This is a genomic window from Catenuloplanes niger, from assembly GCF_031458255.1.
Taxonomy (GTDB): Bacteria; Actinomycetota; Actinomycetes; order Mycobacteriales; family Micromonosporaceae; genus Catenuloplanes; species Catenuloplanes niger.
Window position 1 is genome coordinate 9048850 of the sequence record NZ_JAVDYC010000001.1, and the last position, 21717, is coordinate 9070566.

The 21717-nt window shown below is 76.0% G+C and carries 11 protein-coding genes; 2 read left to right on the plus strand and 9 right to left on the minus strand.

What is annotated here, in order from left to right:
- Positions 1-30 precede the first annotated feature (30 nt).
- From J2S44_RS39775 to J2S44_RS39805, 7 genes are all read right to left on the minus strand, one after another.
- Positions 31-11121, minus strand: coding sequence for a non-ribosomal peptide synthetase/type I polyketide synthase (locus J2S44_RS39775; protein WP_310428268.1), 11091 nt, complete (start codon positions 11119-11121; stop codon positions 31-33).
- A 295-nt stretch (positions 11122-11416) separates the two neighbouring features.
- The gene (locus J2S44_RS39780; protein ID WP_310428271.1) at positions 11417-11734 is read right to left on the minus strand and encodes a pentapeptide repeat-containing protein; all 318 of its coding nucleotides are present in this window, start codon (positions 11732-11734) and stop codon (positions 11417-11419) included.
- Positions 11735-11795: 61 nt separating this feature from the next.
- A complete protein-coding gene (locus J2S44_RS39785) occupies positions 11796-12290 on the minus strand; it encodes a hypothetical protein (RefSeq protein ID WP_374727948.1) in 495 nt (164 codons plus the stop codon).
- Positions 12291-12731: 441 nt separating this feature from the next.
- Positions 12732-15140 (minus strand): DUF7737 domain-containing protein, encoded by a 2409-nt coding sequence (locus tag J2S44_RS39790; RefSeq protein ID WP_310428273.1) that lies wholly within the window; start codon positions 15138-15140, stop codon positions 12732-12734.
- A gap of 2 nt (positions 15141-15142) precedes the next feature.
- Positions 15143-15514, minus strand: coding sequence for a hypothetical protein (locus tag J2S44_RS39795; protein WP_310428275.1), 372 nt, complete (start codon positions 15512-15514; stop codon positions 15143-15145).
- Between the two features lie 184 nt (positions 15515-15698).
- Entirely contained in the window at positions 15699-16574 is an 876-nt protein-coding gene (locus tag J2S44_RS39800; protein WP_310428278.1) for a ketopantoate reductase family protein, read from the minus strand.
- Positions 16571-18769, minus strand: a complete 2199-nt coding sequence (locus J2S44_RS39805) for an MMPL family transporter (protein WP_310428281.1) — start codon at positions 18767-18769, stop codon at positions 16571-16573. Before J2S44_RS39805 ends, J2S44_RS39800 begins: the two co-directional genes overlap by 4 nt.
- 186 nt (positions 18770-18955) lie before the next feature.
- Here J2S44_RS39805 and J2S44_RS39810 point away from each other — a divergent pair, with 186 nt between their 5' ends.
- Entirely contained in the window at positions 18956-19531 is a 576-nt protein-coding gene (locus J2S44_RS39810) for a TetR/AcrR family transcriptional regulator (RefSeq protein WP_310428284.1), read from the plus strand.
- 169 nt (positions 19532-19700) lie between these two features.
- Here J2S44_RS39810 and J2S44_RS39815 read toward each other — a convergent pair whose 3' ends face one another.
- Positions 19701-20588, minus strand: a complete 888-nt coding sequence (locus tag J2S44_RS39815) for an alpha/beta fold hydrolase (protein WP_310428286.1) — start codon at positions 20586-20588, stop codon at positions 19701-19703.
- 85 nt (positions 20589-20673) lie between these two features.
- Between J2S44_RS39815 and J2S44_RS39820 the strand changes: the two genes are divergently transcribed.
- Complete coding sequence (locus tag J2S44_RS39820) at positions 20674-21147, plus strand: MarR family winged helix-turn-helix transcriptional regulator (RefSeq protein ID WP_310428288.1); 474 nt, start codon at positions 20674-20676, stop codon at positions 21145-21147.
- 28 nt (positions 21148-21175) lie between these two features.
- Here J2S44_RS39820 and J2S44_RS39825 read toward each other — a convergent pair whose 3' ends face one another.
- A complete protein-coding gene (locus tag J2S44_RS39825; RefSeq protein WP_310428291.1) occupies positions 21176-21652 on the minus strand; it encodes a MarR family winged helix-turn-helix transcriptional regulator in 477 nt (158 codons plus the stop codon).
- Positions 21653-21717 lie beyond the last annotated feature (65 nt).

Genomic DNA, 21717 nt, shown 5'->3' on the forward strand with positions numbered 1-21717 from the left:
CCCGCGTCCGCCGGACCGCCGCCGAGCCGGTCAGCGGTGACCGGTGGGTCCGGGAGCCGGCGCACCTCCCGGTGGGTCGGCGGCGTCACCCGGGTGGGCGACGAGCTGGTCCAGCAGGTGCAGCGGTGCGGGTCCGACGCCGGCGGCGACGAGGGCGTCCCAGTACGCGGTGGCCAGGCGCGCGTCGACCGGGCCGGACACCGCGGGCAGGTGAGGGCCGGCCGCGTGCAGCAGCGACTCCAGCTGACATGACGCGACGCCGATCGCGGCGGGGCGGACGTCGGCCGGCAGGCCCGGGGCCGGCTCCCGCGTCGTGGCGCCGACGTCGAGCAGCCCGCCGCCGACGATCAGCACGTCCCGCTGCCGGCGCATCCGGGTGAGTGCCCGGGCGGTGTCGAAGCAGTGCGGGAAGGAGTCGTCGACCAGGACGGTGCCCGGCCGCAGCCGGTCCACGTCGAGTGTGCGCGGCCCGCCGCTGGTCGCCGCCATGATCACGTCCGCGGCGTACACCGGATCGGGGCCGTCGGTGCGGATCTCGACGGGGCCGGGGTAGCCGTCCGCGCGCAGTGCCGCCGCCAGCGCGCCCAGCCGGCCGGCGGCGGCCGGAAGATCACACAGGACGAGTCCGGCCGGTGCCGTGCCGGCGCGGCTGAGCAGCAGCCGCAGCGAGGACTCCCCGATCGAGCCGACCCCCAGGACGGCCAGCACGCTGCCGGACAACGGCCGGCCCCGGTGCGCCACCGCGGCCAGCGTGGTGAGGACCACGGACGCGGCGGTCACGGCGTGCCCGGTGGTGATCCGGGCGGCGGAACGCACCAGCGGCGTGACGGCGGCGCCGTACCCGGTGCGGGCGGGGATCATCCCGGCCAGGGACACGCTGTGCGCCCCCAGGGAGGCGGCCAGGTCCACCGCCGCGGCGCTGTCCTCGGCCAGGCCCGGTGCGGTCAGCTCGTCGGCGAAGCGTGGCAGGCAGACGAACCCGGACCGGCCGAGCGCGGTCGTCACGGTCTCCAGCAGCCGGGGCCGGCCACCGGGGAACACGGCCGCCCGCAGCGACTCCCGGTCGAGGCCGGGCAGCGCCCGGCGTACCGCGTCCGGCGCCAGGGCCAGCAGGTCGGCCGGCGCCGGCAGGTAGCCGACCAGCGCCGCCTCGAGGTGCCGGGCCCCGGACCGCGGCCGTGGCGCGGCCGCCGGCCGCAACCGGGACTCGAGCGTGGCGGCCAGCCGGGCCAGCCGATCCGCGCCGGCCCGGCCGCGCAGGGTGCAGCGCAGCCGGCCGCCGGCCGGGCGCACCGCCAGCAGCACCTCGGTCCCGGGCGGGACGCCCAGGTCCGCGTCCTCGTCCACCCAGGACAGCCGCAGCGTCCGGCCGCTCGGCGTGCCGAGACCGTCGAAGTCCAGGTAGGTGAGGAAGAACCGCCAGCCGTGCGGGGCGGTGAACGTCCGCGTGCGCGCGTCGGCGACCTCGGCGGCGAGCCGGCCGAGGTCGTCCCCGGCGGAGTGCACGGCGACCGCGGTGGCGCACGGCCCGAAGATCCGCCCGAGATCCGGCAGGGCGTGGTCGCGCCCGGTCACCGCCACGCCGACGGTCGGGTCCGGCTCGCCCGTCTCCTCGGCCAGCGCCCGGTGGAACGCCGCCAGGACCGGCACGAACGGGGTCACCCCCGCGTGCGACGCGGCGGCCCGCAGCCGGGCCACCGCCTCCTCGTCCAGGGTGAAACCGGTGGTGACGAGCGGCCCGAAGGCCCCGTGGTCGTTGCGGACGGCGGCCGGGGTCAGCCCGTCGTGCAACGTCACGTAGTCGCGGAAGGTGGACGCCAGCGGCGGCAGCGCATGCCCGTCGTAGGCCGCCAGCAGCTCCCGGGTGAGCAGCGCCATGCTGTAGCCGTCGCCGATCAGGTGGTGGGCGTGCAGCATCAGCACGTGCTCCTCGGGACCGGTGCGCAGCAGCCGGATCCGCACCAGCGGCCAGTGCGCGGGATCGAACCGGTGCGCCCGTTCCGCGGCGACCTCGTCGTCGAGCGGGCCGGGCGTCGCGTCGTACCCGACGGTCAGGCGCGGGGTCCCGGTCAGCTCGTACTGCACCGGTGGGCGGGCATCCGGCCGGAACACCGTGCGGAGCATGGCATGCCGGGCGACCAGCTCGTCGACCGCACGCTGGAACCGGTCGCGGTCGAGCGGGCCGTGCAGACGCGGGGTCGCCAGCCAGGTAACGGCCGCACCGGCCACGTCGGCCAGCAGGAAACCGCGCTGGGCGGGGCTGAGCGGAAAGTCCCCGCCGGCCGTGGGCGCCGGTGCCGGTCCCTGCTCCGCGGCGTCGATCGCGGCGGCGAGCGCGGCCACCGTACGGTGCCGGTAGATCACGGTCGGCCGGGGCAGCACCGGCCGGTGCGGTGCCAGGTCGGCGAACAGGTCCAGGGCGCCGATCGAGTCGCCGCCGAGCGCGAAGTAGTCGTCGTCGCGCCCCACCCGGGACACGCCGAGCCGCGCCGCCCAGACGCGGGCGACCAGCCGTTCCGTGTCGGTGCGCGGCTCCTCGTGCGGCGCGGGCACGGAATCCGCGTCGCCGGTGGTGGTCAGCGCGGCCCGGTCCACCTTGCCGGTGGTGGTCAGCGGCAGCGAGCCGGTCACCTCGACGCGGGCCGGCACGAGGTACGGCGGCACCAGCCGCTCGAGGTGGGCGCGCAGCTCGGCGCCGGTCGGCGGGACCGCGCCACGCGCCCGCACCCAGGCCACCAGCCGGCCGCCGTCGAGTCGCACGACGGCACCGTCGACGCCCGGATGACCGCGCAGCACCGCCTCGACCTCGCCCGGCTCGATCCGGTGTCCGTGCAGCTTGATCTGGTCGTCGACCCGGCCGCGGAACCACAACACGCCGAACCCGTCCCGCACGCCGCGGTCGCCGCTGCGGTACCAGCGCGTCCCGTCCCGGTCGAGGAAGGCCGCCGCGGTCTGCTCAGCGTCGTCGAGGTACCCGGCCGCCACGCCGAGGCCGCCGATGTAGATCTCCCCGACCTCGCCGGGCGGGCACACCGCGCCGTCCGGGCCGAGCACCTCGACGACCGCCCCGCCGACCGGCCGCCCGATCGGCAGCTGTACGGCGTCGTCGTCCGGCCGCTCGCGTACCACGTGGCAGGTCGCGTTGATCGTCGTCTCCGTCGGGCCGTACAGGTTCGCGACCGGCCGGCCCGGCCCGGCCAGGTCGAACCAGCGCCGTACGTGCGCGGCGGACAGTTCCTCCCCGCCGACATGCACCCAGCGCAGCGACGTCAGATCGGGCCGCCGCGGCCGTTGCTCGGCCGCCCCGAGCAGCCGTTCCCACAGCGTGGGCACCGAGCTCCACACCGTGATCCGGTCCCGTTCGACACGCGACAGCAGCAGGTCCGGGTCGCGGACCGTGTCGCGGTCCCAGGCCACCACGGTCGCGCCCACGAGCAGCGGCGCGAGCAGCTGGCGGACGGACGCGTCGAAGCAGATCGAGGCGGTCTGGGCCAGGCGGTCGCCGGCCCGGTAGCCGAACGTCGCGACGGCCCAGTCCAGGTAGTTCGTCATCGCACGATGGCTGACCACGACGCCCTTCGGCCGGCCCGTCGACCCGGACGTGAAGATGACGTACGCGTCGTCGTCCGGCCCGGTGGTCACCGCCGGTGGTGCGGCGTCCACCCCGTCCGCGGTGCCGATCAGCGTGCACCCGGTCAGCACCGCGGCGTGCGCGTCGTCGTGGACGACGAGCCGGGCCCCGGCCCGCCGCAGCTGCCCGGTGAGCCGTGCCGGCGGGTGCGAGGCGTCCAACGGCACCCACGCCGCGCCCGCCTTGAGGATCGCCAGCAGGCCCACCACGGTCTGCGCCCCGGGACCGGTCAACAGGCCGATCCGCCGGTCCCCGTACGTGGCCAGCCGCGCGGCGAGCCGGTCGGAGGCGGCGTCGAGCTCCGCATAGGACAGTGGCACGCCGTCGGTCAGCACCGCGGTCGCCGCCGGGGCGCGGCGGCACTGCTGCCGGATCCGCTCCGCCACGGCCGGCCCGGCGGCGGGCGCGGCCGGCTGGTCCTCGCCGAGCGACGCCAGGTGCTCGGCGGCGAGACGTGCGACGGTCCGCGCCTCGAACAGCGCCGCCGGATAGTTCCACGAGAAGTGCAGCGTGCCGTGCGCCTCGAAACACACCAGGCTCAGGCGCGTCGCGGCCGACGCGCTGCCGGCGACCGTGGCCACCGCGTCGCTTCCGCTCCCGCCGGCACCGGGGAAGCGGGCGAAGCTGAACGACGCCGGGCCGGCGGTCCGCGGGCCCGCGCCGCCGACGGCCAGCATCCCGGCCAGGTCCACAGTGGACACCGAGCCGTGTTGCTCGCTGCGCAGCCACGCGTCCCGCAGCCGGCCGGCGAGCTCGGCCACCGGCTCGCCGGGCCGCACCTCGGCCAGCACCGGCAGGGTGTCCGCGAACGGGCCCACGATCCGGTCCACGCCCGGCAGCCGCGCCGTGCGGCCGGCCCGGGCCACCGCCACCGGCACCCGGGTCTGGCCGCTCCACCGGGACAGGCACCGGACGTAGCCGGCCAGCAGCAGATGGAACAGCGTGACCCCGGCGGCGCGCGCCTGCGCGGAGAGCCGCGCGGTGAGCTCGGCGCTCACCGACACCTGGTGCAGCGCGTACGGCGGGACCGGCGCCGCCGCCGGATCCCCGTCGAAGGGCAGCCCCAGCCCGGGGTACGCCGCCAGCGTCGCCCGCCAGTAGGCGAGGTCGTCCGCGGACGGCTCCGCCCGGGCGGCCTCGTGCTCGGCGAACCCCGCGGCCGGTGGCGGCGGCAGCACCGCGCCCGCCGCGAGCGCGCCGAGCTCGTCGCCGAGGATCGCCAGGCTGTAACCGTCCGCGGCGGCGTGGTGCGCCACGATCAGCAGATGCGCCCGGTCCGGTCCGTCGACGGCGAGGACCGCCCGGACCGGTGCCTCCCGGGTCAGGTCGAAGGTGCGGTTGCGCAACGCGGACTCGACCGCCTCGAGCGGCGTGTCCAGTGTGGTCACGGTGAACCAGGCGGGTACGCCCTCGCCCGGAGCGGTGATGTGCTGCCCGTCCGGTCCGAGACGCATCCGCAGCATGGGATGCCGTCGCTCGAGCGCGGCCAGCGCGTGCCCGAACCGGTCCGGCTCCACCGGTCCGGTCAGCGTCCGCCGTACGTACGCGTAGGCGGGCACCCGCGGATGCAGCAGGCCGGTGGTGCGGAACGCGCGCTGCACCGGGCTGAGCGGGAACGCGGCGCCGCCGGCCAGGTGCCGGGCCAGCTCATCCAGCGTGCGGTGCTCGAATAACAGCGTGGTCGACAGCGTCCGCCCGAGCCGCGACTCCAGCTGCTTGACCAGGTCGACCGCGGTCAGCGAGTCGAGGCCGAGAGCCAGGAACGGCTCGTCCGGCCCGATCGTCTCCGGGGCCCGGCCGAGCGGCTCGGCCAGCAGCTCCCGCACGATCGCCACCACCCGGTCGTGGTCGACCGGCGGCGCGCCGGCCACGCTCGTGGGCGTGGGCGTGGGCGTGGGCGTGGGTGCGGGGGCGGGCCGGTTCGCGGGCCCGGCGGCGGCGCGGCCGGTGGGCGGGGACGTGCCCACCAGCACCTGGGCGGCGCCCACACCCGCCGCGGCCCACAGGATCTCCGGGACCGCGTCGAGCGGCAGCCCGTCCTCGGCCCGGAGACGTCCGGCCGCGAGCCCGCCGTCCAGCGCGGGCAAATTGACCGCGACGAACCGGTCGCCCGCGGCCCGTGCGGCGGCGGCGAACGCGTCGAGGTAGGCGTTGCCCGCGGCGTAGTCACCGAGCGCGCCCGCCCGGCCGGGCAGGACGGACGACACCGACGACAGGGCGACGATCAGCGGCCGCCGGTCGCGTACCGCCGCGGTGAGCACCTGAATCCCGCGCACCTTGGCCGCCAGCACGGCCGCCACGTCCGACCGCGTCTTCGCCCGCAGACTCCCCGGCCGCACGACGCCGGCCGCGTGCACCACCACGTCCAGCGCCCAGCCGTCGACCAGCGCGGCCACGTCCGCGGCGACCGACACGTCCGCGGTCCGGTACTCCACCGACGCGCCCAGGCCCCGCAGCTCGTCGAGCAGCGCGTCCGGGGCGGGGGACCGGCCGGCCAGCAGCAGACGGGGCCGGCCCCGGCGCGCCAGGTGCCGCGCGACGGCCGCCCCGGCCGCACCGGCACCGCCGACGATCAGGTAACTGCCGTCCGCGGGCGGATCCACCGGCCGTACGCCGGCGGCCGGGGTGAACGTGCGGATGAGACGCCGCCCGTCCCGCCAGGCGACGACCTCCACGGCCCCGGGCGCGGGTGGATCGCCGGCCTCCAGCTCCACGGCGGCGCGCCGCGCGTCGGCGCCGTCGGCCGAGCGGAGGTCGACGAGCCGTACGCCGAGCCGCTTCCGCTCGTCGGCCAGCGCCATGGCCAGCCCGGCCCAGACGGCCTGGGCCGGATCGGGCCGCTCGGTGCCGACGCCGGTGACGTGCACGTCCTCGGTGACGACGAGCAGGTGCCCGGCCTCCGGCGCGGCCGCCAGCGCCGGCAGCGCCTCGTCCGCGGCACCCGTGGCGCGCACGACCGTGACCACGCCGGCCGGTCGCCGGCCCGCCGGCGCGGGAGCGACCGCCCAGTGCGGCGTCGCGAGGACCGGCGCGGTGGCGTCCGACACCCAGAACCGGCGGCGCTGGAACGGGTACGTCGGCAGGTCCACGCGCGCGCTGCCCGCGTCCAGCAGCGACCGGTCCAGGGTGGCGCCGTGCTGCCACAGCTGTCCCGCGGTGGCCAGCAGCGTGGCCGCGCCGGTGCCGGCCGGACGCACGGACGCCGGGCGCAGCAGGGGCGCCAGTGCGGCGCTCGCGCCGATCTCGACGAAGGTGTCGTGGCCCGCCGCCCGGAGCCGGTCCACCGCCGTGGCGAACCGCACCGGCCGCACGGCGGCGGCGGCCAGGTAGGCGCCGTCGTAGTCCGCACCCCACTCGCCGGTGACCGTGCTGACCAGCGGGATCCGCGCCGGTGCGGCGTCCGGGTGCAGACCGGCGAGGCGGCCGGCCACCGCGCGCATGGCGGGGGAGTGGAACGCGTGCGACACCGCCAGCCGGCGCGCCGCGACGCCGCGCGCGGCGAGCAGTGCGAGCGCCCGGTCGAGGTCCGCCACCGGCCCGGCCAGCACGACGCGGCCGGCCGCGTTCTCGGCGGCGACCACGACCCGGTCGCCGAGCACGCCGGCCACCGCGTCGGCACCGGCCGCGACCGCAGCCATCGCGCCCGGCCCGGCCAGCGCGGCCGTCAGCCGGCCACGCTCGGCCGCCAGCCGTACCGCGTCGGCACCGGTGAGGATGCCGGCGGTGACCGCGGCCGCGAACTCACCGACGCTGTGGCCGGCCACCGCGTCCGGCGTGACGCCGTACGCGCGCAGCTGCGCCGCCTGCGCGACCGCGAAGGCGACCACCAGCGGCTGCGTGATCTCGGTGCGTGCCAGCTCCGCGGCGGGCACGGACGCGTCCGTGCACCACTGCACGAGGGTACGACCGGCGACCGGGCCGGCCGCGGCGGACAACTCGTCGAGCGTCTCCCGGAAGACGGGCGCCTCCGCGTAGAGCGCCGCGCCCTGACCCGGGCGCTGGGTCCCCTGGCCGCCGAACAGGAACGCCACCCTCGGCGTCCTCGTCACCGAGGTCGACGGCGGCGCCCCGGCCAGCCGGCCGGCGAGGTCACCGTCGGCCACGATCGCCACGCGGTACGGCCCGTCGTCCCGGGCGGTCGAGGCGGTCGCGCACACGTCGGCCTCGTCCAGCTCCGGGTGCGCCCGCAGATGCGCGGCCAGCTCACCGGCGGCGGCACGCAGCGCGGCCTCCGAGCGGGCCGACAGCGTGAGCAGGTGCGGGCCGGCCGGCCGGGAACGGGGCACCGGCCGGTCCGGCGGCGCGGCGGCGAGGATCACGTGCGCGTTGGTGCCGCCGAACCCGAAACCGTTGACGCCGGCCACGGCCGGTCCGGTCCACGGCCGCCGCTTCGTGACCACCTCGAACCCGGCGCCGGCCAGGTCGAACCGGGGCGACGGGCGGTCGTGGTGCAGCGACGGCGGGACCTCGCGGTGCCGCAGCGACAGGATCACCTTGACCAGGCCCGGCAGCCCGGCCGAGTTGAGCAGGTGACCGACGTTCGTCTTGACCGAGCCGACCAGCCGCGGCCGGCCGTCCGGCAGCGGCGGGAAGGCGAACGCCAGCGAACGCGCCTCCGTCGAATCGCCGATCGCGGTGCCGGTGCCGTGCGCCTCCACATAGGACACGTCGGCCGGGTCCACCCCGCTGTCCCGGTACGCCGCGGCGATCACCTCCCGTTGCCGCAGCGGATTCGGCGCCATCAGGCTCAGCGACCGGCCGTCGTTGTTGACGGCCGTGCCCCGCACCACCGCCAGCACCCGGTCGCCCGGATCGTGCCCCCAGCGGGTCAGCACCAGGGCCGCGCCGCCCTCACCCGGCACGAAGCCGTCCGCGTCCGCGGCGAACGCCCGGCACCGGCCGGACGGGGACAGCGCGTGTGCCTCGCCGAGCAGCCGCTCACCGGTTTCCGTCAGGTTCAGGTTGACGCCGCCGACCACGGCCACGTCGCAGTCGCCCGCGGCCAGCGCGCGGCGGGCCGTGTGCAGGGCCACCAGCGCCGACGAGCACGCCGTGTCGATCGCGATCGCCGGGCCGCGCAGGTCGAGCAGGTGCGCCACGCGCGCGCCGGCGAGATTGCGCAGCGTGCCGGTCAGCGCGTGCGCGCCGGTCGCCCCGGACCGCTCGATCAGCGCCGGATAGCCGCTCTCCCCGACGGCCACGAAGACGCCGACCCGGTGGGCGTGCCGGCGCGGCCCGGCGTAACCGGCCCGTTCCAGGGCCTCGTGCGCCAGTTCGAGGAAGATCCGGGCGTGCGGGTCGAGCAGCCGCGCCTCGTCGTCGCCGATGCCGAAGAACCCGGCGTCGAACAGGGCCGGGTCGGCGAGGAAGGCGCCGGACCCGCCACCCGGCCGGCGCGCGTCGTCGGTGACGCTGTCGCGGCCGGCGACCAGGTTGTCCCAGAACCGCTCCGGGGTGTCCGCGTCCGGGAACCGGCAGGCCATCCCGACGACCGCGATGTCGTCGGGCCGCGGTGCGGCGGTGTCGTAGGGCCGCGCGGCGGCGGTGCCGTTCCGTTGGTCGGCGACGGTGTCGGCCGGCCGGGTGGTGGCGGGTGGCACGTGGGGGGCCGGGCGTGGCGGCTCGGGGCGGGACAGGCGGTCGGTCAGGTCGGTGACGGTGGCGCAGTCGCGCAACAGTGCCGGGTCCAGGGTGCGGCCGAGGGCGTCCTCGAGCAGCGCCAGCACCTCCATGGCCGCCACCGAGCTTCCGCCGATGGCCAGGAACCGGTCGTCCGGGCCGATCCGCTCCTCGGGCAGGCGCAGCACGTGGGCCCAGATCGCGCGCACCGTCCTCGCCAGGTCGCCGACCACGACCGGGACCGCAGCCGGGGCCCCGGCCTGCGCGGCCGGGATTTCGGGTCGCGCGGCACGGGTTCCGGTGTGCTCCGCCGGTGTCGGCTCGGTCTCCGGCCGCAGATCGAGGCGGTCCCGCAGTGCCTGCCGGCGCAGTTTGCCGCTGGTGGTGCGGGCGAACGTCCCGGACGGCACCACCCGCACCTCGACGGCGGCGTACCCGAGCGCCTCCGCGACCCGCGCCCGGACCCGCTCGGCGACCTCCGGCCGGTCCCGGACGGCCGGCGTGCTCAGGAAGACCACGACCCGTTCCCGCGTCCCGTCGGTGGTGCCGACCACGGCCAGCGGCCCGCTGCCCAGCCCGGGCGTCGCGGCCGCCACCTCCTCGAGGTCGGCCGCGTGGAAGGTGCGGCCGTGGACGAAGACCACGTCCTTGTGCCGGCCGGTGACACACAGCCGGCCGGCCCGGAGAAACCCGATGTCGCCGGTACGCAGCCAGCCGTCGACCAGCGTGGCGGCGGTCGCCTCCGGAGCCCGGTGGTAGCCGCGCGTGACGTTCGGCCCGCGCACCTGGACGTGCCCGACGATGCTGTCGTCCACCGGCCGGTCCGCGTCGTCGACCACCCGGACCGTACAGCCGGGCACGGGATACCCGACGTCCATCAGCTCGGCCGCCGTGGCGTCGTCCGGGCCGGCCGGCAGCGCGACCCCGCGCGCGAGCGCCGCCCGGCTCAGCCGCACCGGTACGGCCAGTTCCCCGACCGGTGGGCAGGTCACCGCCACGGTCGCCTCGGCCAGGCCGTACACCGGTTGCAGGGCCTCCGGGCGCAGCCGGGCGCGGGCCGTACGCTCGGCGAACGTGCGCCACACCGCCGGGGAGATCGGCTCCGCCCCGACGATCATCAGGCGGACGCTGCTCAGGTCCAGGCCGTCGAGCACGTCCGGGCCCACCCGGCGGTTGGTGAGCGCGAGCGCGAAGTTCGCCGCGGACAGCACGGTCGCCCGGTGCCGTTCGGCGGTGCGCAGCCACACCGCCGGCCGCTTGGCGAAGGTCATCGGGTCGATCCGCACCTGCTTGCAGCGGCGGTGCAGCGGCACCAGGTGGGTGCCGATCAACCCCATGTCGTGGAAGTACGGCATCCACGTCAGCACGACGTCCTCGGCGCTCAGCGCGGCGGCCCGCGCGGCCTGCTCGAGGTTGGCCGCCACGTTGCCGTGGGTGAGCTCGACGCCCTTGGGCGTGCCGGTGCTGCCGGAGGAGAACTGCAGGAACGCCAGGTCGTCGTCGCGGACCGGGACGGGCGCGGACAGCGGCGCCGCGGCCGGCAGCGGTTCGCCACCGAGACGTGGCGGGTCGCCGAGCAGGGACGCGACCGCGGCGACGCGACGGGGTTCCGGCGGCAGCGGCACGGGCACGACGCCGGCGAACACCGCGCCCCAGAACAGCGGCAGGAACTCGGCGTTGTCCTCGACGACCAGCAGCGCCGGGTCGCCCGGCCGCAGCCCACGCGCGCGCAGGCCACCGGCGACGGCCAGCGCCTCGCGGTAGAGCCCGGCACCGGTGGTGACCCGCTCGTCCCCGGCCCCGTCGGCGTGCACGATCACCTGGTCCGGCGCCTCGGTGGCGGCCAGTACCAGCACGTCGGTCAGCGTCATGATCGAACCTTAGGCCGTGGTCGCCCGCCCGGGCATCGGCATGATTGACCGATGTGCACCCACGTGCCCGGGCGGGTCGTGCGAATCCATCCACGACGGTCCGCACCGGGCCGCCAGGGCTGAGCCCGGTCGGCGTTCCCCACGGCACGCCGAAGGATGACGTCGGGATCGACCGGGGGCGGGACGGCGACACGGTCGCACCGGCTGCCCGAACGCGGGCCGCGCAGCCGCCGCCCGGCGCACGCAGGGGCGCCGTGGACCGGCAGCGCCACGACTGCTCCGGCACCGCCCGCTGTCAGTCCTCGGCGTGCGGCCAGCCGATCACGCGCTCGGCGGTGACGCCCCGGAGCGTGGCGCCCTCCCAGTGGGCGCCGGTGACGTCGGTGCGGCCGTACTGCGGATCGTGGGTTCGCACGTAACCGAACCTGGCGTAGGACAGGTCCGTGTCCCGCAGGTCGCCGTCCCGCAGGTCGCAGCCGGCGAACCCGGCCCCGCGCAGGGACGCGCCCCGCAGATCCGCGCCGCGGAAGTCGCAGAACATGAAGTGGTGGCCGTCCAGCGTCCGGTGGCGCAGATCCTGGCCGGCACAGGAGCGCCGGGACACGAGATTCACTGCCCCACCGTACGGTCCGGGGCGGGCCGGGCGGAACGCGATTATCCCGGCCCGCCCCCGCTCAGGGTTCCAGCGGGCGCCGGGAACCGGAATCGAGCGCCTCCCGCGCCCGCGCGATGCCGGCGCGGATCATCGATCCGTAGTCGTCGTCGGGCAGTGCCGCCAGGTCGGTGGCCGCCGCCGACAGGTGGACGCGCGCCTCGGCCGGTTCGCCCGCACGCCGGTACGCGTCGGCGAGGTTCAGGTGCAGCGACGGCAGGAACGCCCGCACCCGGAGGGAGTCGTGGAAGTGGCGCGCACGCTCGTCGTCGAGGTCCGTCACCGCGGCGAGCGCCCGCCGGTCCCACGTCAGCTCGTCCGCGACGGTGTCCTGGAGGTCGGCGAGGTAGTGCGCGATGCTGCACCGGTGCAGCGCGTCACCGTGCTCGCCGACGGCGTCCCACAGCCGGGTGAGGGACTCCCTCGCCCCGGCCCGGTCGCCGGACCGGCCCCGCTCGACGGCGGCGCCGATGGCCGCCATGACGTCGTCCGACGCGATGCTCGTCGATTCTGACACCGTGGTCCTCCCCGCTGTGTGCCGGCGCGCCGTGCCGGGCCGGCCCCGCGAAACAGGCTGGTGCCTCGACCCGGTCGAGGGTCAAGACCGGCCGGTACCCCGCGTCGGCGCGGGCGGACAGCGGCGGTGCCACCGTCCGGCGGCACGACGATCGACGGTCCGGTGCGGCGGTCGCCCGTGCGAGCCGGGCGACCCGAAGTCCACCGCCCCGGCCGTCATCGCCGCCGGTGACCCGCCGTCGGCGGTCGCCGCCACCGGTTTCACCACCGCCCACGTGTCCGCGGTCTGGCGTGCGCTGCTGGCCGCGCCGCTGATCAGCGCCGCGCCGCAGACGGCCGGCGGGTCACCACGGCGACCGCCGCGGTGGCGGTCGCCGGCGGTGTGCCGGCCGGGGCGATGCTGACGCCGGTCGGCTGACGCCGGTCGGCTGACGCCGGTCGGTCAGCCGGCCGTGCGGGCGGCGATCTGCGCCAGGATCGACGGATCGGTGATGTGCTCGTCGTCGGCCAGCAGCAGGATCTTGGAGATGATCACGCCGGTCGTCGCGTCCTCGTCGGCGAACGGCAGGAACAGGCGCTCGTGCGGTGACTCGCCCCACCCGGCCGGCACCACGCACAGGTAACCGCCCGGCTCCAGGTGGATCGACCCGCTGCCCAGGTGCACGACGTAGGTCGCGCGCGAGCCGGCCACCCGCGCGTGCCGTTCCGCGACCGTGACCCGCTCCAGCCCCAGCGCCGCGACCAGCGATCGGACCAGCGCGACGCGGGACTCCACCACCGGCGCGGAATGGTACGGCGTACCGGACGCGACCGAGACGATCAGGTCGACGTCGCGCATCACCTCGGAGAACACGATCGGCGGCACGTCCTCCAGGGCCACCGCGGGCCCGCCGCCCACCGGCTGGAACGAGATGTGCCGCAGCGTCACGTCCGCCATGCCCCAGTAGCCGTGCAGCTCGGCGTGCAGCTCCGCGACGAACGGGCCGGCGGCGCGGGTGGCCTGCGCGTCCGCGTACTCGCCGTGGGTGCGCCACCCGCGCTCGGACAGCAACGCGGCGGCGCGGGCGCCCTGCACCACGTGCCCGGCGAACCGGTGCGACGCGGTCCCGGACTCCCGTTCGGCCGGCGTCAGCGGGTACAGCTCGCGGAACACCTGCTTGACCGGTTGCCGCAGCCGCCGCCGGACCAGCTCCTGCTGCCAGTGCGACAGCCGGCCGTCCGCCAGCAGATCGGCCGGGTGCACGGCGGTCAGCGGCCCGGCCGGGTCGACCTGCGGCACCAGCCCGACCGCACCGGACGCGTCCCGCCACAGCAGGCCGGGCAGCATCGCGGCCGCGGACGGCAGCCGGGACAGCAGCGCCCACTCGCCCGGCGTGAGCGTGCCGCCGGTGGCGACCAGACGCTCGATCAGCGAGACCCGCATGCGCCGGGACTGGTCGCGCAGCACGTCGACGGTGCGGCGAGCCTCCGCGTAGGACGGGTCCTTGCGCACCGCCGCCGGCACCGACCTCAGTGCCTTGCCGGCCTTCGTGACCGCGATGCCGTCCGCGGAGGCCACCAGCCGGTACGGCGGCACGTCCCACCCGGTCCGCATGCCGGTGGCGATCCGCGCCTCGCACTCCCACTCGAACCTGGCCGGGTCCGCGCCCACGACCTGCGCCAGGTGCGCGATCGCGACCCGGACCGCCGCCGCGTGACTGTGCCTCCGGTTCGGGCCGAGACCCGGCCCGCGCTTCGCCACCGCCTGCAACGCCAGGTAGCGGTCCAGCGCCGTCTCACCGTCCGCGAGCGGCAGCAGGCCGAACGCGGCGATGCCGTCCAGCGCGTTGTTGCGCACGCGCTTCTCCACGGCCGCGCGATTGAGCCCGAGCGCGGCCGAGACCGGCTCGCTCGGCGCCAGCTCCAGCAGCGGCCGCGACCACGGGCCGTCGGCGGCCAGGATCGCCGCCCGGTCGTGCGGCTCGGGATGCTCCGGCCGTGGCGCGTCGATGATCGCCAGCAGCGGCGCGGCCGGGCCCAACCCGAGCGACTCCAGCAGCACCGCCGCGTCCCCGGCCGCCCGGCGCAGCGTGAAGACCTGCCGGCGGACCGCCGGCGACTGCGCGGTGAGGAACGCGACGAGCTCGTCCGGCGGCACGGCGGCGGCGCCGAGATAGGCCGCCAACCGCGGGTCGGTGCAGGTCAGCGCCGCCTCGACGAACCGCAGCCCGCGCGGGACCAGCCCTGACGGCAGCGCGTCGAGGCGCAGCCCGTCGCGGACGCCACGCCAGGTGAGCTCGTCGTAGACGTCGTGCACCGCGGCGCGGCAGCCGGCCGGCCCCAGCGACCGGCCGAGGTGACGGTCGACGTCCAGCGCCGCCTCGATGATCGAGGGAGTCAGCTCACCGCGGTCGTGCAGCGCGTCCAGCATCGCCACCGTGCCGTCCGGTCCGAGCCGGCCGACCCGCGAGGTCGCCATCAGGCGCAGCAGCCGGGAGTCGCCGGACGCGAGCGCGTGCGGGACGAACACGTCCCGTCGCCGCCGGTCCAGGGACTGCTCCGGCGGCGACGGCATCAGCGCGACCAGGCGCTCCTCCCGTGCCGCGGTCGGCCACGGGGTGTCCAGCACGTCGGCCAGACCGGCGTCGGCGGGCAGCGGGAAGTGCCGGTCGAAGGCCGCGTCGATCGTCGCGCCCGCGATCAGGTGCAGCCGGTGCCGGTCGTGGAGCCCCAGCTCGCGACGGACCCGCTCGGCGAACGCGGCCAGCCCGTCGCGGTCCAGCCGTGCCGCCTCCTCGCCGTAGGCCTCGAAGAGGTCGAGGTCGGGCGGGCGGTGCCCGATCAGGTGCGGCGCCCAGCGCAGCTCCGCCATCGTCAGCCTCCGGCCAGCGGCACCAGCCGCAGGAACACGACCGGCTCGCCGGCCCGCACCGTGACGGTCTCGTCGAGGCTCTCCGCGGCCCGTTCGCCGCAGAACACCACGAACCCGCGCCGCTCGAACGCACGCAGCGCCCGCTCGACCTCGGTGTCCGGGTCGGCCGCGGCCGTGGCCGGCGGCCGGACCGCCCCGGCCGCGGCCATCGCCGCGATCTCGGCGGGCGTGGCGAACTGCCGGTGCACCGCGGCCCGGTCGCGCGCCACCTGCTCCCGGACCGCGTGCGCGATCAGCTCACGGACGGTCACCCGCTCCTCGGCCACCTCGATGAACACCGTCGCCAGGCCCTTGGCCCGCACCTCCACCCGCATGGCCGACACCCTAGCCACGGGGTACGACAACCCGCGGACCACCGACGCGCAGCCGGGCGGCGGCATCACCGGGTCCCGGCCGACGCGGGCAGCGCGGGCCGGCCCGGTGCCGCTGGTCCACGGGCAGCCGAGGTCGCGGCCGGTGCGGCCCGGCCGGGCCCGGCCGATCGGGCCCGGTGCTCGCCTACCGCGCTCTTCGCAGGATGCGCATCTGGTCGGCCAGCCGTTCGAGTTCGGCCGCCTCCGTCGCGGGTGACGTGCTGCTGAGCCCGCTGTGCGTGACGGTCGAGCTTCGCAGGAACCGCCGGACGACGGGCACCAGCACTCCGTCCGGCAGAGTCAGCACCGCGGCGAGACCCCGCGGGACCGGTGGCGTCGGCAGGTCGGCCAGGTCCCGTCGCACGCGGTGGAGCATGCCGCGGATCGCGTCCGGGTCGCGGGCGAGCGCCGCCGGCCCGCCCGCCGCGGCCGACGCCTGCCCGAGCGGCACCGTGACGGTGGCGTGCGTCCGCAGCCAGGCATCGATCCGCGGCTCGGCTCGGGCGCTGATCCCGGCGGTGCGGAACATCCGTACGATCCGCCCCACCCGAGCGCTGTCGTGCCCGTCGGGTTCGCCGATCTGGATCGGGACGCGGCGGGTCACGAAGCCGTGCGGGCGGTGGCGGATCACGTCCCCGTCCATCGTGCCGCCGCGGGCGGGGAAGCCGAGCAGCACCCGTTCGTGGCCGATCACCGCGCCCAGCGGCTCGGCGCCGGCCGCCCACGCGTGCAGGAACAACACGTCGCCGTCGAGGCCGGCGACCGATTGCAGGACCGGGTCCACCTGATGGGCGCGGACCATGACGATGATCAGGTCGTACCCGTCCGCCGGGTCCGCGACCACCGGCACCGGCACCCGCCGGACCACCGAGTTGTGGCCCTCGGCGAGCAGGACGCCGTGGCGGCGCAGGGCGGCCAGGCGCTCGCCCCGGGCGAGGAGCGCGACGTCGTGCCCGGCCTCGTGCAGGTCGGCCGCGAGCAGGCTGCCGAGCACGCCGGCGCCGTAGACGAGCAGCCTCATGCCCGCACCTGCCCGGGGACGCCCACGACCGGTTCGAGGGACACGTCGTCGCGCCGGTGCCGCAGTTCCGCGCCTTCCACGTCCACGGTGGGCAGCAGCCGGTCCAGCCATCGGGGCAGCCACCAGGCGGCCCTGCCGAGCAGGGTCATCACGGCCGGCACGATCGTCATCCGGACGACGAACGCGTCGAAGAGCACGGCGGCGGAGAGCCCGAAGCCGACCGACTTGATGAGCGGGTCGGGGGCGATGACGAACCCGGCGAAGACGCTGATCATGATCAGCGCGGCGGCGGTGACCACCCGGGCGCCGTGACCGAAACCGGTGATCACGGCCTCCCGGGGAGCGGCGCCGTGGACGTACTCCTCGCGCATCCGGGTGACCAGGAAGACCTGGTAGTCCATGGCCAGACCGAACACGATCCCGATCAGCACGATGGGCAGCGAGCTGACGATCATCCCGGTGCGGTCGGTGCCGAGCAGGTCGGCGCCCCAGCCCCACTGGAAGAGTGCCACGAGGGCGCCGAAGGTGGCGGCGAGGCTGAGCAGGAAGCCCAGGGTGGCCTTGATCGGTACCAGCAGCGACCGGAACACGAGCATGAGCAGTACGAACGCCAGGCCCACGACCACCGCCAGGTACGGCAGAAGCGCGTCGGTGAGTTTGGTGGAGACGTCGATGTTGATGGCGGTCAGGCCGGTGACGCCGATGCCGGCGCCGGTGACGGTGCCGTCGAGGCGGCGGATGGCGTGTACGAGATCCGTGGTGGCGGCGTCGCCGGGTCCGCCGGCGGGGATGACGGTGAGCAGGGCGGTGTCGCCGGCCGGACTGACCGCGGTGGTGGCCGCCGTCGTGACGCCGGGCAGGGCGGTGATCTTCCGTACGACGTGCTCGGCGGCGGCCGCCGCGCCGCCGGCCGCCGTGTCGACCACGACGGTGAGCGGCCCGTTGAAGCCCGCGCCGAATCCGGTGGCCAACAGGTCGTAGGCCTTGCGCTGGGTGGAGTCGGTCGCGGCGGTGCCGTCGTCCGTCATGCCCAGCCGCAGGTCCAGGGCCGGGGTCGCGACGATGCCGAGTGCGGCCACGGCGACCAGCAGTGCGGCGACCGGCCGGCGGGCGATCGCGCGGGCCCAGCGGGCGCCGGCGCCGGTGGTGCCGGCCTCGGGGTCGCGGGTGCGCCGGGTGCGGGTGCGTGCGCCGAGGACCCGGCGGCCGGCGAAGCCCAGCGCGGCGGGCAGCAGGGTCAGCGCGACGACCACGGCGACGGCCACGGTGAGCGCCGCGGCCAGGCCCATCTGGGTCAGGAACGGCACGCCGACCACGGAGAGCGCGGCCAGCGCGATAACGACGGTGAGGCCGGCGAAGACGACCGCGGAGCCGGCGGTGCCGACCGCCCGGCCGGCGGCTTCCTCGGGTTCGCGGCCGTCAGCGAGTTCGTGCCGGTAGCGGGAGACGATGAACAGGGCGTAGTCGATCGAGACGGCGAGGCCGAGCATCAGCGCGAGGATCGGTGTGGTCGACGACAGGTCGACGAAACCGGTGGCGGCGGTGATCAGGCTGATGCCGATGCCGATGCCGAACAGCGCGGTCAGCAGCGGCAGCCCGGCGGCGACCAGGGAACCGAACGTGATCACCAGGACCACGGCGGCCACCGCGACGCCGATCACCTCCCCGACGCCGGTCTCGGACCGGGCCTGCAGCGCGTCACCGCCGATCTCGACGGTCAGGCCCGTCGCGCGGGCCCGCTCCGCGATGCCGGTGAGCGTGTCGCGGTCGCCGTCCGTCAGCTCCTGCGCGGCCACGCGGTAGGTCGCCTGGGCGAAGCCGACGGTCCCGGCCCGGTTCACGGCGCCGGGCCCGAACGGGTCACTCACCGAGGCGACCCGGGGCGCCCGGCGCAACTCGACGACGACCTGCTCGACGGCGGCCTTCGTGGCCGCGCCGGTGAGCTGCTGTCCGGCCGGCGCGGCGAACACCACCCGGGCGACGGCGCCGTCCGCGGAGGCCTGCGGGAACCGCTCCCGCAGCAGGTCGATCACCTGCTGCGAGGGTGTGCCGGGAATCCGGAACGCGTCGGACGTCGCACCGGACAGGGTCGCGGCACCGGTCGCCGTGACCGCGAGGACCGCCAGCCACAGCCCGACGACCGGCCATCGCCGACGGAACGCGAACCGGCCGAGCCGGTACAGGAACGAAGCCATCTGGGATCTCCTCCAGGAGGTGGATGTGCTCCGGAAGCTAGCCGATCGTGCAGCCGGAAACTGCACGATCGTGAAGTTGTTCACTTTACGATCGTACAGTCATCGGCTGCACGATCGTGCAGTTGTCTCCTGAACGATCGGCCGGTTAGGCTTCGTGGCAGCACCGGGTTCAGCAGGGGAGGGCGCATGTCCGTGGCAGCAGTCCGGGCGCCGGACAGCCGGCACCGCTTCATCGACGCCGCGATCCGCCTGTTCGCCCGGCACAGCTTCGCCGGCACGTCGCTGCAGATGATCGCCGACGAGGTGGGCGTCACGAAGTCGGCCGTCCACCATCACTTCCGCACCCGCGAGGAACTGCTCACCGCGGTGATCGAGCCGCTCCTCGGCGCACTGCGGGCGGTGGTCGAGGCGGCCGAGGGGCAGCGTGGCCGCCGGGCACGCGCGGAGCGCATGCTCGCCGGCGTCGTCGACCTCGCGGTGCGGCATCGCATGCTGGTTCCGATGCTGATCGGCGATCCCGGCGCCACCGGGATGCTCCGTTCCCGCACGGAGGTGGGCGACCTGGTCGACCGAATGATCACGCTGCTCGCCGAGACCGACCCCGGCGTGGGCGGGTTGATCAAAGCCGACATGGTGATGGCCGGGATCGCCGGCGGGATGAGCGCACGGACGCGCGGCCTCGACGACGACGTGCTGCGCCGGCACCTGATCGACGCCAGCCGGCGCACCCTCGGCCTGCGCACCCCGCGCTGCCTCACCTGAACGCCGGCCCGGTGACCGGCGCCGCGATCACCATCGTCCGGTGCCGGTCCGTCGGCCGATGCCGGTCCGTCGGCCGATGCCGGTCCGTCGTCCGGTGTCGGTCCGTCGTCCGGTGTCGTGGGTTCCTGACGAAGCGGTGGCGCGGATCGCGGTCCGCGCCACCGGCCGGTCAGCGGGTCCGGTCGACGCGGTCGACGAAGGTGCGGACGGTGGAGGCGAAGGCCTCGGGGGCCTCCTGGGCGACGAGGTGGCCGACGCCGGGGATGTGGACCGCGGTGACGTCGCCGCGGGTGACCTGGCGCATCGTGCGTTCGGTGAACGGGGCGTTGCTGCCGTCGATCGCGAGCACGGGCACGGTCAGCGGCCGGGACTCGGCGAGCGCGCGGGTCCGGCCGTCGTCGTCGAGCGCGGAGCGGTAGAGCCCCTCGGTGCCCCGCCAGCCGCCGGGGTGGGTGTAGGTGCGGGTGAACTCGTCGATGTCGGCGTCGGTGACGGCCCCGGGCACGGTGGCCATCATCGAGACGGCCCACTCCACCATCGTCCGCTCGCGTCCGGCCAGGAGCCGGTCGGGGATGCCGGTGGTGGCCAGGAAGCCGACGTGCCAGGAGCCTCCGTTGGCCACGTCGGCGAGCATCTCCATGCCGTACCCGGGCAGGGTGGTCTCGACGGCGGTGAGGCTGCGGACGTCGCCGGGGTGGGTGGCGGCGAACTGGAAGACCGGGCCGCCGCTGATGTCCTGGCAGGTCACGTGCACCGGCCCGGCGCCGAGGTGGGCGACCAGCTGGTGGAGGTCCTCGGCCATGGTGGCCGCGTCGTGGTCGCCGTTGCCGCCGCTGGAGTCGCCGAAGCCGCGCAGGTCCACGGCGACGACCCGGTGCGTGGCGGCCAGCAGCGGGATGACGGCGCGGAACGCCCACCAGCTCTCCGGCCAGCCGTGCACCAGCAGGATCGGGGAGCCGGCGGTGCCCGCGGACACGTAGTGCAGCGTGGCGCCGTTGATGTCGGCCGTGTGGTGGGTGATGCCCTCGACGGTGGGCAGCGGGGACGGGACGGGCACGGGAACTCCCTGAATAGACAACCTGGTTGCCCCAAAGTTAGACAACCAGGTTGTCTCTGTCAACGGCGGCCCCTAGACTGCTCGTATGCCGTCCCGATCGGGTGCCGACCTCGCCCTCCTGCTGCTGGGCAGTTACCGCAACCTGGTGGACGAGGTGGTCCGCGAGCTCGCCGCGCGGGGATTTCCCGACGCCCGGCCGTCCCACGAGTACGCGCTGCGGGCGATCCGCGCGGGTGCGGACAACGCCGCGGAGCTCGGTCGTCGGCTCGCCGTCACCAAGCAGGCCGCGGCGAAGACGATCGCGGTGCTCACCGAGCGCGGGTACGTCACCAGCGGCCCGCACCCCGCCGACGCGCGCCGCAACCAGGTCCGGATCACCGACCACGGGCTCGCGCTGATGCGGGAGGGCGAGGCGATCTTCGACGAGGTGCGCGCACGCTGGGAGCGCCGCCTGGGTGCCGCGGAGCTGGTCCGGCTGGAGGGTCAGCTCGCGCAGTTCGTCGGCGACGCCCCGATCGACCTCGACGCCCCGGGCTGGGCGGCGCAGGAACTCGGCTGACCAGGGCGGCCCGCGGTCGCGGGTGTGATCAGCGCGGGTCGCGCGCGGCCGGCTCGGCGGGTGTGAGGCGTTGTTCCATGATCGCGGTCATGTCCTGCACCAGGCGGGCGAACCGGTCCAGCGTCTCGCGGTCGTAGCGGGACATGCCCGCGGCGAGTTCCGTGCCGAGGGCCGCGAAGAACTCGTCGACCTGGCGGTGCACGGCCTCGGTCGAGCGCAGCGTGACCATCCGCCGGTCGGCGCGGTCGCGATGACGCTCGATGTGCCCGGCCTCCTCCAGCCGGTTGAGCAGGGACGACGTCGCGCCGCTGGTCAGGCCGATGCGCCGGCTGAGGGCCGACTGGGTCAGCGGGGTGCCCCTGTCCTCGGCGGCGACCACCAGCACCAGTGCCTCGGCGTCGGTGACGTGCAGCCCGGCGGTCCGGCCGAACCGGCGGCCGAACTCGTTGAAGGCGACGCCCCATGCGCGCATGGCGGCCAGCACCCGCTCCGCGGACTCTTCCATCGCCCTGTTCCTCCCCCGCTCAGTGGACAAGATAGCAGTCACGAAGTAGCTTCAAAATCAAGCAT

What these genes read in the sequence shown, in the direction of transcription:
- J2S44_RS39775 (WP_310428268.1), bottom strand. Translation starts at nt 11,121, where the DNA reads ATGACGCTGACCGACGTGCTGGTACTGGCCGCCACCGAGGCGCCGGAC.
- J2S44_RS39790 (WP_310428273.1), bottom strand. Translation starts at nt 15,140, where the DNA reads ATGGCGGAGCTGCGCTGGGCGCCGCACCTGATCGGGCACCGCCCGCCC.
- J2S44_RS39795 (WP_310428275.1), bottom strand. Translation starts at nt 15,514, where the DNA reads ATGCGGGTGGAGGTGCGGGCCAAGGGCCTGGCGACGGTGTTCATCGAG.
- J2S44_RS39800 (WP_310428278.1), bottom strand. Translation starts at nt 16,574, where the DNA reads ATGAGGCTGCTCGTCTACGGCGCCGGCGTGCTCGGCAGCCTGCTCGCG.
- J2S44_RS39805 (WP_310428281.1), bottom strand. Translation starts at nt 18,769, where the DNA reads ATGGCTTCGTTCCTGTACCGGCTCGGCCGGTTCGCGTTCCGTCGGCGA.
- J2S44_RS39810 (WP_310428284.1), top strand. Translation starts at nt 18,956, where the DNA reads ATGTCCGTGGCAGCAGTCCGGGCGCCGGACAGCCGGCACCGCTTCATC.
- J2S44_RS39820 (WP_310428288.1), top strand. Translation starts at nt 20,674, where the DNA reads ATGCCGTCCCGATCGGGTGCCGACCTCGCCCTCCTGCTGCTGGGCAGT.
- J2S44_RS39825 (WP_310428291.1), bottom strand. Translation starts at nt 21,652, where the DNA reads ATGGAAGAGTCCGCGGAGCGGGTGCTGGCCGCCATGCGCGCATGGGGC.